The 15,307-nt window shown below is 71.4% G+C and carries 13 protein-coding genes and 2 pseudogenes; 1 reads left to right on the top strand and 14 read right to left on the bottom strand.

Annotated elements, in window-relative coordinates; all coding sequences use genetic code 11:
- From ACLEQD_RS20200 to ACLEQD_RS20135, 14 genes and pseudogenes are all read right to left on the bottom strand, one after another.
- On the bottom strand, positions 1–1,237 hold a 1,237-nt coding region (locus ACLEQD_RS20200; RefSeq protein ID WP_410385923.1), incomplete at its 3' end, for a serine/threonine-protein kinase.
- Between the two features lie 116 nt (positions 1,238–1,353).
- Positions 1,354–2,736, bottom strand: coding sequence for an Ig-like domain-containing protein (locus ACLEQD_RS20195; RefSeq protein ID WP_410385924.1), 1,383 nt, complete (start codon positions 2,734–2,736; stop codon positions 1,354–1,356).
- 95 nt (positions 2,737–2,831) lie between these two features.
- Positions 2,832–3,320: pseudogene (locus ACLEQD_RS20190) on the bottom strand (DUF4215 domain-containing protein); the annotation flags it as partial.
- Positions 3,256–4,590 (bottom strand): DUF4215 domain-containing protein, encoded by a 1,335-nt coding sequence (locus ACLEQD_RS20185; RefSeq protein ID WP_410385922.1) that lies wholly within the window; start codon positions 4,588–4,590, stop codon positions 3,256–3,258. The pseudogene ACLEQD_RS20190 and the gene ACLEQD_RS20185, both read right to left, overlap by 65 nt.
- A gap of 12 nt (positions 4,591–4,602) precedes the next feature.
- The gene (locus ACLEQD_RS20180) at positions 4,603–5,391 is read right to left on the bottom strand and encodes an OmpA family protein (protein ID WP_410385921.1); all 789 of its coding nucleotides are present in this window, start codon (positions 5,389–5,391) and stop codon (positions 4,603–4,605) included.
- On the bottom strand, positions 5,388–6,374 hold the full coding sequence (locus ACLEQD_RS20175) for a hypothetical protein (protein ID WP_410385920.1): 987 nt from the start codon (positions 6,372–6,374) through the stop codon (positions 5,388–5,390). The genes ACLEQD_RS20180 and ACLEQD_RS20175 overlap by 4 nt, the downstream gene beginning before the upstream one ends.
- A gap of 220 nt (positions 6,375–6,594) precedes the next feature.
- Positions 6,595–7,011, bottom strand: coding sequence for a nucleoside diphosphate kinase regulator (rnk, locus tag ACLEQD_RS20170; protein ID WP_410385919.1), 417 nt, complete (start codon positions 7,009–7,011; stop codon positions 6,595–6,597).
- A gap of 364 nt (positions 7,012–7,375) precedes the next feature.
- Positions 7,376–7,960 carry an imm11 family protein gene (locus tag ACLEQD_RS20165; RefSeq protein ID WP_410385918.1) on the bottom strand — a complete coding sequence of 195 codons (585 nt, stop codon included), beginning with the start codon at positions 7,958–7,960 and terminating at the stop codon, positions 7,376–7,378.
- Between the two features lie 17 nt (positions 7,961–7,977).
- Positions 7,978–9,279: an AHH domain-containing protein gene (locus tag ACLEQD_RS20160; protein ID WP_410385917.1), complete on the bottom strand. Its 1,302-nt coding sequence runs from the start codon at positions 9,277–9,279 to the stop codon at positions 7,978–7,980.
- Between the two features lie 101 nt (positions 9,280–9,380).
- Positions 9,381–10,384 (bottom strand): annotated as a pseudogene (locus tag ACLEQD_RS20155) (NAD(P)H-dependent flavin oxidoreductase).
- Positions 10,385–10,534: 150 nt separating this feature from the next.
- Positions 10,535–10,987, bottom strand: coding sequence for a hypothetical protein (locus ACLEQD_RS20150; RefSeq protein WP_410385916.1), 453 nt, complete (start codon positions 10,985–10,987; stop codon positions 10,535–10,537).
- 312 nt (positions 10,988–11,299) lie between these two features.
- The gene (locus ACLEQD_RS20145) at positions 11,300–12,235 is read right to left on the bottom strand and encodes a serine hydrolase (protein ID WP_410385915.1); all 936 of its coding nucleotides are present in this window, start codon (positions 12,233–12,235) and stop codon (positions 11,300–11,302) included.
- 30 nt (positions 12,236–12,265) lie between these two features.
- Complete coding sequence (locus ACLEQD_RS20140; RefSeq protein ID WP_410385914.1) at positions 12,266–13,468, bottom strand: DUF819 domain-containing protein; 1,203 nt, start codon at positions 13,466–13,468, stop codon at positions 12,266–12,268.
- The gene (locus ACLEQD_RS20135; protein ID WP_410385913.1) at positions 13,465–14,457 is read right to left on the bottom strand and encodes a dipeptide epimerase; all 993 of its coding nucleotides are present in this window, start codon (positions 14,455–14,457) and stop codon (positions 13,465–13,467) included. Before ACLEQD_RS20135 ends, ACLEQD_RS20140 begins: the two co-directional genes overlap by 4 nt.
- A 123-nt stretch (positions 14,458–14,580) precedes the next feature.
- Here ACLEQD_RS20135 and ACLEQD_RS20130 point away from each other — a divergent pair.
- Positions 14,581–15,307, top strand: a 727-nt coding sequence (locus ACLEQD_RS20130; RefSeq protein WP_410385912.1) for a M20/M25/M40 family metallo-hydrolase, incomplete at its 3' end; no start/stop codon positions are given.

The raw sequence follows: 15,307 nt of genomic DNA, 5'->3' as shown, positions 1-15,307 counted from the left end.
GCGCCTGCGTGAGCGCGCCGGCCACCACCGCCACCACCGTGCCGCCCAGCGCCAGCGCCGCGCGGTGCTTGCGGACCTTCTTGCCCAGCCAGTAGCGCGCGCCATGGCGGGCCCGCACCGGCTCGCCCGACAGGAAGCGCTCCAGGTCGTCGGTGAACGCGCGCACGGAGTCGTAGCGGAGCGGCCGCTCCTTCTGGAGGCACTTGAGGACGACGGCCTCCAGGTCCTCCGGGATGTCCGGCTCCAGCAGGCGCGGGCGCGGCGGCGGCTCCGACTGGAGCTTCGCGAGCACTTCCTTCTCCGTGCCGCCGGTGAAGGGGGGCTGCCCGGTGAGCAGCGCATACAACGTCGCGCCCAGCGCGTAGACGTCCGCGCGGCGGTCCAGGCGGTGGCCCTCCCCGCGGGCCTGCTCGGGCGGCATGTAGTGCGGCGTGCCCAGCACCGCGTTCGGGGTGGTGCTGTCCTCGCGCCAGTCGCGCGCGAGCCCGAAGTCCATCACGAACGGGAGGAAGCCTCCGTCCTCCGAGCGCTCCACCAGGATGTTGCCGGGCTTCAGGTCGCGGTGGACCAGCCCCACGCGGTGCGCGGCGTGCACGCCCTCCGCGGCCTGGCACAGCACCCAGACGCGCTGCTCCAGCGTGAGCGAGTTCGAGAGCTGTCCCAGCGACGGGCCCTCCACGTAGCGCATGGCGATGAACGCGTGCCCGCGCACCTCGCCCACCTCGTAGACCTCGCACACGCGCTCGTGGCGCACGCGGGCCTGGGCGCGGGCCTCGGAGAGGAAGCGGCGGGCCAGCTCCGGGTCCCCGTCGCGCACGAACTTGAGGGCCACGTTGCGGCGCAGGAGCGGGTCGTAGGCCAGGAACACCTGCCCCATGCCGCCCTGCCCCAGGAAGCGCACGGGCTCGTAGCGGTCCCAGCCGGGCACCGGGAAGGTGGGCACGCCTTCGACGGGCAGCGAGGAGGGGACCGCCGTCGACAGCGTGGCGGCTTCCTCGATGGGGGCGGTCCCCCGGTCCGTGCGACCTTTGACCAGGTCCTGCCGCAAGAGGTCCAGGGTGTTCTCCGTCAGCCGGCCCCGTTCCTTCAGCAGTTCCAGGGGCCCGCGGTGCAGGCGGAGGGCCTCCTCGCGCAGGGCGGCCGCCTCGTCGGAGGACAGCAGCCCCTCGTCCAGCGCGAGCAGGACCTCCTCCTCGTACACCTCTTGACGACCTGCCCCGGGCACGGACGGGAGCATACGGGGAAGGCCGGGAACGCGGGAGCGCCGCCGGAAGGGCGCCATGGGAGGGAGCGAGGGGGCGCTCCCGGAAAGGGGGAAGGCCGGCCCCTCCGGCGGGCTCCGCGAGACGGAGGCTAGGCGGTCCGGCGCTGACGGCGGCGCAGGCCCGGCACTCCCATCAGGCCCAGGAGGGCCAGCCAGGAGGCATCCGGCGCGGCGCTGCACCCGCCGCCGCCCGCGAAGGCGCGCGAGCCCTGCACCGTCCAGGTGTACTCCGCGGGGGACTCATCCCGGTTGCCGCTGTCGTCCACCGCGCGCACCTGAAGGACGTGGTCCCCGGTGCCGACGGTGTAGGAGTCCTCGCAGGGGCCCCACTCGCCACCGTCGAGCCGGCACTCGAACGTGCTGCCCTCCTCCGTGGAGGCGTACTCGAAGTCCGCCGTGCGGCTGGAGGTGGTGGGCGCCGGGCCCTTCACGATGGAGGTGTCCGGGGCCTGCGTGTCCGGCTCCCGGGTGTCCACGACGAAGGGGACGGGGGTGGACGCGGGGCTGGTGCCGCCGGGCGTCTCGGCCGTGGCCGTCACGGTGTGCGGGCCGTCCGGAAGCGGCGTCGTGGGGACGCAGCTCCAGTGGCCGCTCCCATCCACGGTGGCGGTGCAGACCCCGGTGGTGCCCTCGCGCACCGTCACCGTGGCGCCGGGCTCGCCGGTGCCGGAGAGGGCGGGCGTGCCGGTGGACACCGTGGTGTTCGCCACCGGGCCGGTGATGACCGGGGCGGCCGGAGCCGGGACCTGGGTGTTCACGACGAAGGGGACGGCGGTGGACGGGAAGCTGGTGGCGCTCCCGGGCGTCTGGGCCGTGGCCGTCACGGTGTGCGGGCCGTCGGGAAGCGGCGTCGTGGGCGTGCAGGTCCAGTTGCCGCTGGCGTCGGTGGTGGCGGTGCAGACCACGGTGGTGCCCTCGCGCACCGTCACCGTGGCGCCGGGCTCGCTGGTGCCGGTGATGGGGGGCGTGCTGGTGGACACCGTGGTGTTCGCCACCGGGCCGGTGATGACCGGGGCCGGCGTCACGGGGCCCGGGTCCTGGGCCACGCACTGCTGGGTGGTCGGGTCGCAGAACCCCTCGCAGACGTTGGACGCGGTGCACGCCTGGCCCACCTCCAGCAGGCAGCGCGGCGAGCAGGTGTCACCGCCCACCAGGTTGCCGTCGTCGCACACCTCCGTGCCCGCGCGGACGCCGTCGCCGCACGTCGTGCCGCAGGTGCTGGGCGAGCCATTGCAGCTGTAGCCCGGCTCCACCGCGCAGGTGGTGTTGCAGCCGTCGCCGTTGGCGGCGTTGCCGTCGTCGCACTGCTCGCCGGCATCCAGCACGCCGTCGCCGCAGGTCTTGAAGCACGAGGTGCCGGGCGCGGGGCAGCTGTAGCCCGGCTCCACGGTGCAGGTGGCGTTGCAGCCGTCACCCGCCGTGGTGTTCCCGTCGTCGCACGCTCGGCGCCCGCGGTGATGCCGTCGCCGCAGAGGGTGACGCAGGTGCTGGGCGCGCCGGAGCAGCTGTAGCCCGGCTCCACCTGGCAGCCGCTGGAGCAGCCGTCGCCGGACTGTTCATCGCCGTCGTCGCACGTCTCGTTCGCGTCCAGCGCCCCGTTGCCGCAGGACTGGGCGCACACGGAGGGGCCCGTGGACGGCGTGGAGCAGGCGTAGCCGTCTTCCACGCGGCACTCGGTGGCGCAGCCGTCGCCGGACGTCAGGTTGCCGTCGTCGCACTGCTCGCCCGGGTTCACGGTGCCGTCGCCGCAGGTCTTCGCGCAGGGCTGGCCCGGGGTGGCGCAGGCATAGCCCAGCTCCAGGGTGCAGGCGTTGGAGCAGCCATCACCCAGGGCGGTGTTGCCGTCGTCGCACAGCTCGCCGGCGTTGAGCACGCCGTTGCCGCACAGCGGGGCGCAGACGGACGGAGCGCCGGAGCAGGTGTAGCCCGTCTCGATGCGGCACGCCGCGGAGCAGCCGTCGGAGCTGAACGCGTTGCCGTCGTCGCACTGCTCACCCGCGTTGATGGCGCCGTTGCCGCGAGGTGGCCGCGCAGGGCCTGGCCCGGCGTGGGGCACGCGGTAGCCGTCCTCCACGCCGGCAGCTGGCGTTGCAGCCGTCGTTCGCGGTGGTGTTGCCGTCGTCGCACTGCTCGCCGGGGTTCAGGTTGCCGTTGCCGCACGTCTGGGCGCAGGTGCTGGGCGCCCCCGTGCAGCCGTAGCCGGGCTCAATGCCGCAGGTGGCGTTGCAGCCGTCGCCGTTGGTGGTGTTGCCGTCGTCGCACTCCTCGCGCGGGGAGACGGCGCCGTCACCGCAGCGGTCGTCGTAGGCGTCCACGAAGAGGTAGCGGAAGGCGTTCGGCGGGCTGGCCGCGTTCTCGTTGCACAGCTCGATGCGGTTGACGCCCGCGTGCCAGGCCGCGTTGGTGCCGAACTCGCGGAAGATGTTCTTCTGCCAGGGCTGGCCGGGCGGCTCGCTCACGGTGACGGGGGTGATGTCCACGCCGTTCACCTTCGCGCTGTCGAACCGGTTGTCGTTGAAGGTGGCCAGCCGCAGGCGGAACTGCGCGACGTTCGTCGTCGAGGGGATGAGGAAGTCCTGGTACACGCACGTCTGCGCGCCCTGGGGCGCCATGAAGCGCGCGGTCTGCATCTCCAGCGGCCAGTCGTTCGCGTCGCGCACGCCGGTGTCCGCGCCGGTGGTGGTGCCGGTGTAGAACCAGTGCGGATCCACCCCGCCCGCGGGCAGGCGGCGGTTCTGCGCGTCCACGCCGGTGTTGAACACCGCCACGCCCGCCCTCACGCAGCGGCTGGGGCTGCCCGCGCAGGCGAAGCCGGGCTCCACCTCGCACTGCCGGCTGCACCCGTCGCCCTCGAAGCGGTTGCCGTCGTCGCAGACCTCCTGCGCGTAGGACGGGTACTGGCGGTTGTCGAACGTGCCATTGCCACACAGCGACAAATCACACGTGGCCGAACAGCCGTTGCCACTGTCCGCGGTGTCGCCGTCGTCACACAGCTCGCCAGGGTCGGTGACGTTGTTGCCGCACAGGCTCGCCAGCGAGCACGCGTTGCCGGGCACGTTGCACAGGAAGCCCGCCTCCACGGTGCCGGTGGCCGAGCAGCCGTCCCCGCTCACGGTGTTGCCGTCGTCGCACTGCTCGCCGGGCTGGAGCCGGCCGTCCCCCACGAGCGCGGAGGACTGGCTCGTGAGGACGGGCTCCGAGGTGGAGGTCGCCGACTCGCAGCCGGCGAGGAGGAACAGCGAACACAGCGCCAGCGCGTGGAGGCCCGCGCGCAGGGCCAGGCGGGGTGAATCTCCCCGGAGGGAATTCATCAGGGTCGTGAACATGAAGGGTCTGCCCTACTTCTTGAGGGTGTCGGGGGAAGAGGAGGAGGCCGGCGCCGTCTGCACGCCCTCGGCCTCTCCGACGATCTTGAACTCGACGCGGCGGTTCTTCGCGCGGCCGTCCGCCTTGGCGTTGTCCGCGATGGGCTGCTCGGGGCCGAAGCCCTTCGCCTCCAGCCGCTCGCGCTGCACGCCCTTGCTCACGAGGTAGTCCACCACCGCCTCGGCGCGCCGCTGGGACAGGTCCAGGTTGTACGCGGGCTTGCCGGTGTTGTCGGTGTGGCCTTCCACGCGGACCTTCTCCAGGTCCGGGTGGGACACGAGGATGGCCGCGACCTTGTCGAGCACCGCGTTGCTGCGCTTCTGGATGACGGCCTTGTTGTTCTCGAAGAACACGGCCTCGAGGATGCGGATGCTGCCGGAGTCGATGCGCGCGATGGGCGCCTCCTTGCAGCCGCCATTGGACTCGGTGCCCGGTTCGTCGGGGCAGTTGTCCAGGCGGTCCACGATGCCGTCGCCGTCGCGGTCCGGCTCCACGTCCGGGCAGCCGTCGGTGTCCTTGTAGCGGTTGAACGTCTCCGGCTCCTTCGGGCACGCGTCCTTGGAGTCCACGATGCCGTCCCCGTCGGAGTCGGGGTCGTCCGGGCAGCCGTCCTCGTCCTGGAAGCCGTTCTTGTTCTCCGCCTGCGCGGGGCACTGGTCCGCCAGGTTGGGGATGCCGTCCTGGTCGTCGTCCTTGTCCGGGCAGCCCTGGAGCTGCGTGAGGCCCGCCGTCGTGGGGCACTGGTCGTCGCGGTTCTTCACGCCGTCGCCGTCGGCATCCAGGTCGGGACACTCGGCGGCCACGTGGGGCTGGCCCGCGATACAGACGGGGCCCTTGGGCGGGGAGGCGTGCCGAAGGACACCCCGGCGAGCACGCGGAAGCGCGGCGTGCCCGGCGTCTGGCCAAAGCCCGGGCCGCCCATGACGTACACCTCGGTGCCGTCGGCGGTGGGGACGCGCAGGCCCAGCAGGGCCTCCATTGAGCTGGGCGAGTCCTGCGTGGGCACGGTGCCGCGCACGAGGACCTCCTCGCGCAGGCCCCAGAGGCCGGCGGACAGGTTCACGCCGCCGTTCAGCTCCACGCCCATCTCATCCTGGTACGGCTGCGTCTGCGGCGTCAGCGCGTACGTCTTCGTGCGCACGAGCGCCCCGACGTCCGCGCCCACGCGGAAGGTGCCGCCCAGCTGCTTGCCGGCGCCCAGGCGCGGGGAGAAGGTGAAGCCCTCGTCGCGGGTGAGGGCGGCCTTGCTGCCCAGGGGCAGGGCCACGCCCAGGTGCAGTCCGAGGTCCAGCGGTCCGCCCCGGCTCTCCGAGAGGAAGCCCGCGCGGGCCTGGACCCACGGGGTGCCGAGCGCGCTGGTGGTGGGACGGGACACGCCGAGCCCGGCGGTCTCCGGGCCCCACTGGGCGACGATGGGCACCTGGGCGCCCACCTCCAGCCAGTTCGTGAAGGAGTACGCGGCGCTCAGGTGCGCCGTCACGCGGTTGGAGATGACGTCGGCCTGGCGGTCGCCGTCCTCCACGAGGACGAGGGGCCGGTTCTCGTAGTGCGCGGTCAGCCCGACGCGGAACTGCCCCGCGGGGAGCAGGTCGCCGGTGGACAGCACGAGGCTGTCGCGCATGCCGGGGTTGAGCTGCAGGCGCTCCAGTTCGATGCCCGGGATGGTGCTCTGGGCCTGGGCGCTGCTGAAGGCGCAGAGGACGGCCAGTCCTCCGAGCCCAAGGTGATGCCTTCGTGCGAACAAGCGTTCCTCCACATGCACTCGCGGGCTTGAAGGTGCCCGCGCCCCCTCGCGAGGCGAGCGGTGCGCGGACGGTTGCACGCGAGGGGCCAGGAGGTGTCGGAAGCACGACATCGAGTCGTGGCGGGGGGATGCGAGGCGGGGCCCGGGCCGGGCCCTCGTGGCTGACGCGTCAGCGGAGGACGCGGACACGGCGCTGACGCGTCAGGGGAGGACGCGGGGCCTACAGGTGGAAGTGGCCCGCGGCCTCCGGCTGGTAGGGCACGGCGAGGATGCGCAGGCGCCGGGTGCGGCCATTGGGGAGGGGCCACTCCACGGTCTGGCCCACGGACAGGCCAATGAGGGCGCTGCCCACGGGGGCGAGGATGGAGATGCGGCCGGCGTCGCTGTTGGCGTCCTTGGGATAGACGAGGGTCACCTCGCGCGTCTCCCCGCCCTCTTCGTCCTCGAAGACGACGGTGCTGTTCATGGTGACGACGTCGCGGGGGATGGCGCCGGAGGACGTGACGGTGGCGCGGGCGAGCTCGGACTCCAGCTGCTCCACGAGCTCCGCGTTGCGGGCGTTGCCGTACTGTTCGACGACGCGCTCCAGGCGCTGGAGGTCGGTGTCGGTGACGATGAGGGGGTGGTCGTGGGTCATGGCGATGGCCTCCTGCGTGGGAAGGGAATGACGGGGGAACGCATTCCCGGAGGGCGGGAGCGCGTGGGGTGGGGCTTCAGTGGGGGTGGAGCGGACGCCGTCCGTCGTGAGCTACGCGAGACGGGCGGCGTGGGTGACAAGCCAGGCGGTGGCTCGGCCGTGCGCGGGCAGCGTCCGGCGCACGGAGATCCGGCGCGGAGCACGCTGCAGGCAGGCTGTGAGCGAAACCGTCATCTGGCGAGGGACCCGGGGGGCTGCGGCTGCGGTGAAGTGCTGAATGTAGCCGTGCCGTCCGTGATTGCAACCGACCCCCGGAGAACAGGCGGCCTGGCGGACAGCCGCCGTGACGCCCGGAGGCGCGGAATCAGCGCAGCGGGGACACGTCCTGGAACCACACCCCCGTGGCGCTGATGGCTTCCAGCGCGAGCTTGATGTCCTCGGGAATGACGAGGACCACTTCCCAATGCAGGGGGCGGAAGACCCGCGCACTGCCGAGCCGTGTGGCGTCGATGCGCATGCCCCCTACGGAGATATAGGTCCCCACCTTCTCCGCGATCCCGTTCTTGGGCGTCCAGTACTGCACTTCCTCCGAAGCTTCTTCGTCGATGCAATTCACTCGGCGGATGGCGTTCAGGATGAAGAAGTCGTCAGACTGGCCCTCGATCTCCACGGGAAAGAGCTGGATGTCGTTCGGAGCCAGCCGCTCAAAAATTGCGGCCACTCGCGAGGTAACCACTGGGATGCTGCCTGACGCATGGGAGTAGTCGAGAGCCCTGCCTGGAATGTCGATGGGGATGCGGATGCGTCCTGCCCAGGAACTCGGCCTGCCCTTTCTAAAGAGCTGCCAGGGATACTTGAGTTCAATTCCCTGGGCATCTTGTGGATGCCCCAACTCCCAACGTCCTTCCAGGTACACGTCGTCGCTAAGGTCGAAGTATCGCGAAGACACGGGTCAAACTCCTGGACTCACTCCATGCGAGTCACCAGCTTGTTGAGGAGGCTTCCCTTCTGGAGGATTTCATCCGCCAGGGTCCGCAGTACTTCCGTCAGTGACTCCCGACACTGAGCGAGGGTCTCGCAGTTCTCTGTCGCCAGTTCAAGCGCTCGATGAACCCGCACGTGGTACTCGCGAGGATGCGGACCTCGGTGGCCCGGCACGTCGACCTGATTCGCGGGGTCGTCCAATGACATCCCTGCACGCCTGAAGATCTTCTCGTAACGTGGCGTCCACGGTCCTCCGTTCGCGGTGGAAGTGCTGAATTTGTCGGACGCGATGTGATGCTTCGGCCCTTTCACATCCACGGGCCCACCCGTCGCCACCGCCCCCGGCGCCAGGGTGATGAGGATGTCACCCGTCGTGGACACCGCCACGGACTCCACCTGAGCGACCGCACCCAGCCGGAAGCCGCCCTCCGCCACGCCTACGAGTGACGCCTGCGCCGAACCGGGCAACGTGGGCACCCTCGCGGCAAGCGTCTCCGCCGTGCTGCCCAGCGCCGCCGTGGCCAGCATGACGAAGGCCCGCGCGGCGTTCTCACCCATCACCTCGCCGTACTGCTCGCCCGCGTCCCGGAGCGCATCGAAGGTCGTGGCCTCCGACACCGCTTCCGAGAGCCGCATCCATCCCTGGATGAGGCTCCACACCGTGTCGACGCCCAGATAGGCGATGAGCACCGCAGTCATCGTCGCCGCGACGCCCTTAGACACGGGCTCGGGCAACAGCCACAGGCCTAGATATAGGGCGCCGGTCGTGACGATCATCGAGAGCACCGCCTCGCGATCCGTCATGCCCCGCAGTGCGCCCTCCGTCTCGTCCCACACCGAGTCCAACGCGATGGAGAAGGCCAGCGTGCGCTTGCCGTCCTCGTCCAGCGTGGGCCCGCGCTCCAGGAGGTGGAGGCAATCGTCGGAGAGCGCCTTGCGCTTGCACCAGCGTCCATACGCCGCCGCCAACTCCGCATCCGGAGCATCCCTGAGCCGAAGGCGCCCTCGCCCTGGCTCCTGCACGGAGATGAGCCCCAGGTGTCCACGCACGTGGGCGTAGGGACGCGATGGGAGCGACGCCGTCAGCAGCCTTCGAGCCGCCTCCATCGGGTGCATGGACACAGGCGCGGTGCGTGCGAGTTCCGCGACCGTGGACACGAAGGCGTCTTCGTCCAGCGCCGCAGGCCGGACGTCCCGTTGCGGCGTGTGAACGCGGGCGGCCCCTCGACCCGTGTCGAGCCGCACGCTCCGGGACGCCGCACAGCCAGTCCCGACGAGCAGCATCCACGCGATGACGACAGCGACAGTGAGTCGCGGAGGGTTATCCGGAGCGGAGGGCCGTGGCATGGATGCGTGAAGCCTACCCGGAGCCACGGCGTCCTGGGTCAGCCGCGCACGGAGGACAGCGCGGCTTCGGTCTCCGCCACCAGGGCCCGCACCAGGTCCGCCGCCGGGCCCTCTCGCGACAATCCAATGCCCTGCCCCGCCCACAGGGCCATGAAGCGCGTGTCGTTCTGCTTCGACGACGCGGCCCTCAGCGTGCGCGTGGCCCCGTGCTGCTGGGGGAACGGGAGGATGGCGCCGGCCTCCTCCAGCGTGGTCGTCAGCTCGTTCGGAATCGCTCGGGCCGGGCGACCGGAGAAGGCGCGGGTGATGCGCGAGGACTCATCCCGGGCCTCACGCAGCAGCGCCTTGTGCGCCGCCGCCGCGCTGGACTCCTGGCACCGCAGGAACGCCGTGCCCAATTGCACGGCGCCGCACCGAGCATCCGCGCCGCCGCGATACCGCGTCCGTCCATGATGCCGCCGCTGGCGATGACCGGCACCCGCACGGCGTCCACCATCTGCGGCACCAGCGCCATCGTCCCCACCATGCCCGCGTCGAACGACCCACCGAAGGAGCCCCGGTGGCCTCCCGCCTCCGAGCCCTGCGCGACAATCGCATCCACGCCCGCGGCCTCCAGCGCCCGGGCCTCGCGCACGTTCGTCGCCGTGCCCACGACGAGGATGCCCCGCGACCGGAACGTCTCCAGCACCGGCGCGGGCGGAATGCCGAAGGTGAAGCTGAACACCGTGGGCGCCGCTTCGAGCACCGCCTCCACCTGCTTCGCGAAGTCCGGCATCGCCGCCGCCGGAATCACGGGAGGAGGCAGTCCCACCGCCGCGTGGAAGCGCTCGAGGATGGCGAGCGTGGGCCCGGGGTCCGCGGGAGCCACCGCGGGCTGGGGAGCGAAGAGGTTGATGGCGTAGGGCCGTGCTGTGAGGGAGCGCACCGCCCAGGCCTGCTGGACGATGTCCTCCGGCTGCACATAGGCGGCCCCCAGCGAGCCCAGACCTCCGGCTTCGGACACCGCCGCGACCAGCTCCGGCGGCGTCAGGCCGCCCGCCATCGGAGCCTGGATGATCGAATGCGCCACCCCGAGCCTCTCCGAGAACCTGCGCCACCCCTGCGGATCCATCATGGCCACACCTCCCGTGACTCACGTCGGACAGCATTAACGGCCCGGGCTCACGGCGGGCTCCCGCTGGCCCCGGAGACATCAGTCCTGCTTCCACGCTCCATGCGGAGCGCGGCGCAAGGGCCCGTACCTCCCCGCATCCAAGCAGGTACCGAAGGGCCCGGTGAAAGGCCGACGGGAGTACCACCAGGTCGTGCCAGCGGGCATCCAGAGTCTGGCCAGGGCCCGGCCGCCATCGTCTCGCGTCGCGGCCCTGAACTTCTCGTAGGCCTCCTCCATCAGGCGCCTCAGCACGTCCACGGAGGGCTGGGGACGCTTCTCCTGGACGAGTTCCAGCGCGTCCCGGTTCGTCAGCGCATACGCGAAGTCGTCGATGCCACCCCGGGAGTCTCCGGCGGTTTCAGCGATCCGTTGCCACCGTGGCAGGCGCGATTCGACGGAGCCAGTCCCCGTCCAGAACGAGGCCCGCCTGGACGCGGTCAGCGTCTCCAGGACCTTCAGCTCGGCTTCGGAACACCGGGGCAGGTTCTTCATGAGTTCACTGGCACTGCAAGGTCGCGCCGCTAGCGCGCCAGGCTTCCGAACCTCCAGACCGTCCCCCTCCGCCGGCACGGGCCAAACCTGTCCGACTGTCCGACAGGTTTCCACCGTGCCGTCCCAACGGGTCCGACTGTCGGACAGGTTCTCGCTGCCCAGACCTGTCCGACTGTCGGACAGGTTTTCGCGGGCCGCCTCCGGCGGGGGAGGCCCTGCGGGACTCTCAACTTCTCATCCATGTGGACAGGCTTCATGCCCGACGGTTTGGGGCGCTCCGCGCCCTGGCGTTGAGCGACGCCCCGGCGCCCGTCATTCGCAGTCGTAGTTCGGGGCCGGCGCGCCGGGCTCCAGGACGACCGGCGCCGGTCCTCCTGCCTTCACCAGCGCTTCACCACAGTCCAGCGTCACGTCCTTCGCCAGGTGCCGGTACAGGACACACGACGCGCGCTCCACGAAGAACGCCTGCTTCGGCCAGTCGGGGCCACGCGAGGCCAGGATGGCCACGGCGTACCGCCCACCGTCCGGCAGCGTCACCAGCCCCACCTCGTTGAGCACGTTGTAGCGCGCGTCATCACCACAGCAGCCCGGCGGCAACCACCCACCCTTGTGCTGGAGCGACGCGCGGGCGTTCGCGGGCAGGCGCGTCCCCAGCCAGCCGCCGCAGCCGTCGCGAGGCGTCAACTCCATCCACTTCAGCAGCCGCGCCGTGGGTTCCTTCTCCAGCAACTCCCCCCGCTCCAACCGCGCCAGGAAGGACACCATGTCGTCCGCGCAGAAGTAGTTGTCCCGCCCCATCACGCGCGGAGAGTTCGTCGCCCAGCGCTCCCGGCCGTAGTTCCACTTCGTCAGCGCCGTGTGCCTCAGCCCCAGGCCCTGAAGATAGACATTGATGGCATCCGGTCCGCCCACCAGGTCGATGACCTCTCCGGACGCCTCGTTGTCCGACGTGCGGAACACCTTCTCCGCGAGCGGCGCCACCGTCGCCAGGTCCCGCTGCTCCAGCGCCGCCGCCACCCAGAACACCTTCGCGGAGCTGGCGGAGATGTGCGGCTCCGTGCCGGCGACGCTCGCGGATTCGCCCGTCCGCAGGTCCACCACCGCCAGCGACAGGTCCGTTCCGGGGGACAGGCGCGCGGCCTCGCTCGCCAGGGACTCCACCACCGTCTTCAAGGACTCATGAGGAACGCTCGCTTCCGGCGTCGTCGCGCAACCGCTCATCGCCACGAGCCCCGCCCAGAGCCACATCCTCCGCATCCTCGACCCCTTGTCCGAAGTTCAGTGAATCAGCTGGTGCACCTGCTCCAGCAGCAACGCCGTCACCAACCCGCCGTACGTGCCCAGCACGTATCCCAGCACCGCCAGCAGCACGCCCACCGGCGCGAGCGCGGGATGGAAGGCCGCCGCCACCACGGACGCGGAGGCCGTGCCTCCCACGTTCGCCTGCGACCCCACCGCCGCGAAGAACACCGGCGCCTTCAGCCAGCGCCGCGCGCCCATCGTCACCGCCGCGTGGATGCACATCCACACCGCCCCCACCGCCACCAGCGCGGGCGCGTCCCACAGCCGCCGGAACTCCGCCTGCGCGCCAATCGTCGCCACCAGCAGGTACAGGAACAGCGAGCCCAGCCGGCTCGCCCCCGCGCCCTCCAGCCTGCGCACCGGCGTGAACGACAGCACCACGCCCACCGTCGTCACCAGCAGCACCACCCACGTGAAGCCCGTCACCACGTTGCCCAGGTCCGGCAGCTGCTTCGCCAGCGCCGTGCACGCCACCGTCACGCCGAACGCCACCGCCAGCATCGACAGCAGATCCGACAGGCTCGCGGGCCGGGCGGACGACGCCTGGAGCCGCGCGGACTCCTCCCGCACCCGGTCCAGCGCCGTCCGGTCCGCGCCGATGCGCGCATCCATCGCCTTCTCACGCCCGGCGAAGGACAACAGCACCGCGGTCCACACGTTGGACACGCCCACGTCCACCACCACCATCATGCTCAACGTGCTGTCCAGCACGCCCACGCTCTGGCCAATCGCCACGAAGTTCGCGCTGCCGCCAATCCACGACCCGCTGAGCGCCGCCAATCCCTTCCACGCCTGGTCCCCCAGCTCCGCGGGCACCAGCCACCCCAGCGCCAGATACGCGAGCGGCCCGCCCACCATGATGCCCAGCGTGCCCGCCAGGAACACGCCCACCGCGCTGCGCCCCAGCCTCGCGACGGCGGGCAGGTCCACCGACAGCACCAGCAGCACCAGGCTCGCGGGCAGCAGGTACACGCGCGTGAAGGCGTACAGCTCCGACTGCGTGGGGATGACACCCGTGTTCGACAGCAGCGTCGGCACGAAGTACGCGAACACCAGCAGCGGCACCACGTTGAAGAACCGCGCCACCGCCGGGTAGCGCTGCAAGGCATACAGCCCCGCCAGCACCGCGAGCAGCACGGCGAGCACCGCCATCGGGTCCTGGATGAGCGGTGGCGTCACCGGGGCTCCACGCCCAGGCCCGCGCCCGCTCCCAGTTGGATGCGGCCCTGCACCACCGGGTGCGCGCGGTACGGGTCCTCGGCGAGCAGCAGGTTGCCGTCCAGGTCCACCCAGTCCACCAGCGGCGCCAGGTGCGCGCCCGCCGCGATGCCCAGCCCCGTCTCCACCATGCAGCCCAGCATCACCTTCAGGCCGCACGCGCGCGCCGTCTCGATGATGCGCAGCGCTTCCCGGATGCCGCCGCTCTTCTGGAGCTTCACGTTGATACCGTGGAAGCCCTCCGCCAGCTTCGGCACGTCCGACGCCTTCGTCAGCGACTCGTCCGCCACCAGCGGCAGCGGCGAGCGCGCGCGCAGCCACTTCGCGCCCTCCACGTCCGCCGCGGGCAGCGGCTGCTCCACCAGCTCCACGCCCTGCGTGGCCAGCCACTGGATGTGCGCCAGCGCCTCTTCCGGCTTCCAGGCTTCGTTCGCGTCCACGCGGATGGTCTGCGCCGTCAACGCGCGCACCGTGCCGAACACCTCCCGCACCCGGTCCGCGCCCAGCTTCACCTTCAGCACCGGGAAGTCCGCCGCCTCGCGCACCTTCACCGCGAGCGTCTCCGGCACGTCGATGCCAATGGACATGGACGTCACCGGCTGGCGCGCGGGGTCCACGCCCAGCATCCGGTACAGCGGCACGCCCATCACCTTGCCCGCCCAGTCATGCAGCGCCAGGTCCACCGCCGCCTTCGCAGCGGGGTTGTCCGGCAGCGCCGCGTTCACGGCCTCGGACACGTCGCGGAAGCAGCACAGGTCGCGGCCCTCCAGCACCGGGGCCAGCTGGTGGAGCGCGGCCTCCACCGTCTCCCAGGACTCGCCGTAGCGCACGTTGGGGGCGGCCTCTCCGTAGCCCACGTGCCCGCCGGAGCGCACCTCCACGAACACGTTGCGCTTCACCGTGCTCGTGCCCCGGGCAATGGTCCAGGCGTGACGCAGCGGCAGTTCCACGGTGCAAAAGCTCAACGGCGAGGCCATGGGCGGACTCCCTCCAGGGCTCCACCCTTAACACGGCACTCCCGGCAAACGCCGCTTCCGTTGCCTTCCGGGGCCCAAGGCGCGAGCCTCCGGGTCATGCGTCTCCTGCCCCTCCTCGCCCTGTTTTTCGCGCTGGGTCCAAGCCACGCCGCGTCATCCCGTCCCGCGCCCAGGGATGAGCTGCGGACGCTGCTCGCGGAGCTCGTCGCCGCGGACACGTCCAACCCGCCCGGCAACGAGACAGCCGCGGCCCGGGTGGCGGCGAAGTGGCTCCGCGAGGCGGGCATCGAGTCGGAGCTCATCGAGCCCTCGCCCGGGCGCGGCAACCTCCTGGTGCGCCTGAAGGGGAACGGCAAGGGGAGGCCGGTGCTCGTGCTCGCGCACCTGGACACGGTGCCGGCGGTGAAGGCCGAGTGGGCCACCGACCCGTGGACGCTCACGGAGAAGGACGGCCTGCTCTACGGACGCGGCGTGCAGGACAACAAGGGCATGGCGGCGGCGAGCATCCTCGCGCTGCGCCGGCTGAAGCAGGAGGGCGGCGCGCGCTCGCGCGACATCCTGCTGTACCTGGGCGCGGACGAGGAGGTGGGCTCCGGGCAGGGGTTGGACTGGATGATGGAGCACCGCCCGGAGCTGAAGGAGGCGGAGTTCGCGCTCAACGAGGGCGGCCTCACGGAGCTGTCGCCGGACCGCAAGCAGGTGCGCTTCGTGGCGCTCCAGGCCGCGGAGCGCGTGTCCCGCAACGTGACGCTCAAGGCCACGGGCCCTGGGGGCCACTCGTCCGCGCCGCCCGTGGACGCGGGCCCTGGTGCGGGTGGCCGCG

Source organism: Corallococcus sp. 4LFB, from assembly GCF_046520365.1.
Lineage (GTDB): Bacteria > Myxococcota > Myxococcia > Myxococcales > Myxococcaceae > Corallococcus > Corallococcus caeni.
Note: the sequence above shows the minus strand (reverse complement) of the source record. Positions and strands in the feature narration are given on the sequence as shown.

Excerpts from the sequence above, each read along its gene's own strand:
- ACLEQD_RS20145 (WP_410385915.1), bottom strand. The coding sequence starts at position 12,235 with ATGTGGCTCTGGGCGGGGCTCGTGGCGATGAGCGGTTGCGCGACGACG.
- ACLEQD_RS20150 (WP_410385916.1), bottom strand. The coding sequence starts at position 10,987 with ATGAAGAACCTGCCCCGGTGTTCCGAAGCCGAGCTGAAGGTCCTGGAG.
- ACLEQD_RS20160 (WP_410385917.1), bottom strand. The coding sequence starts at position 9,279 with ATGCTGCTCGTCGGGACTGGCTGTGCGGCGTCCCGGAGCGTGCGGCTC.
- ACLEQD_RS20185 (WP_410385922.1), bottom strand. The coding sequence starts at position 4,590 with ATGTTCACGACCCTGATGAATTCCCTCCGGGGAGATTCACCCCGCCTG.
- rnk (WP_410385919.1), bottom strand. The coding sequence starts at position 7,011 with ATGACCCACGACCACCCCCTCATCGTCACCGACACCGACCTCCAGCGC.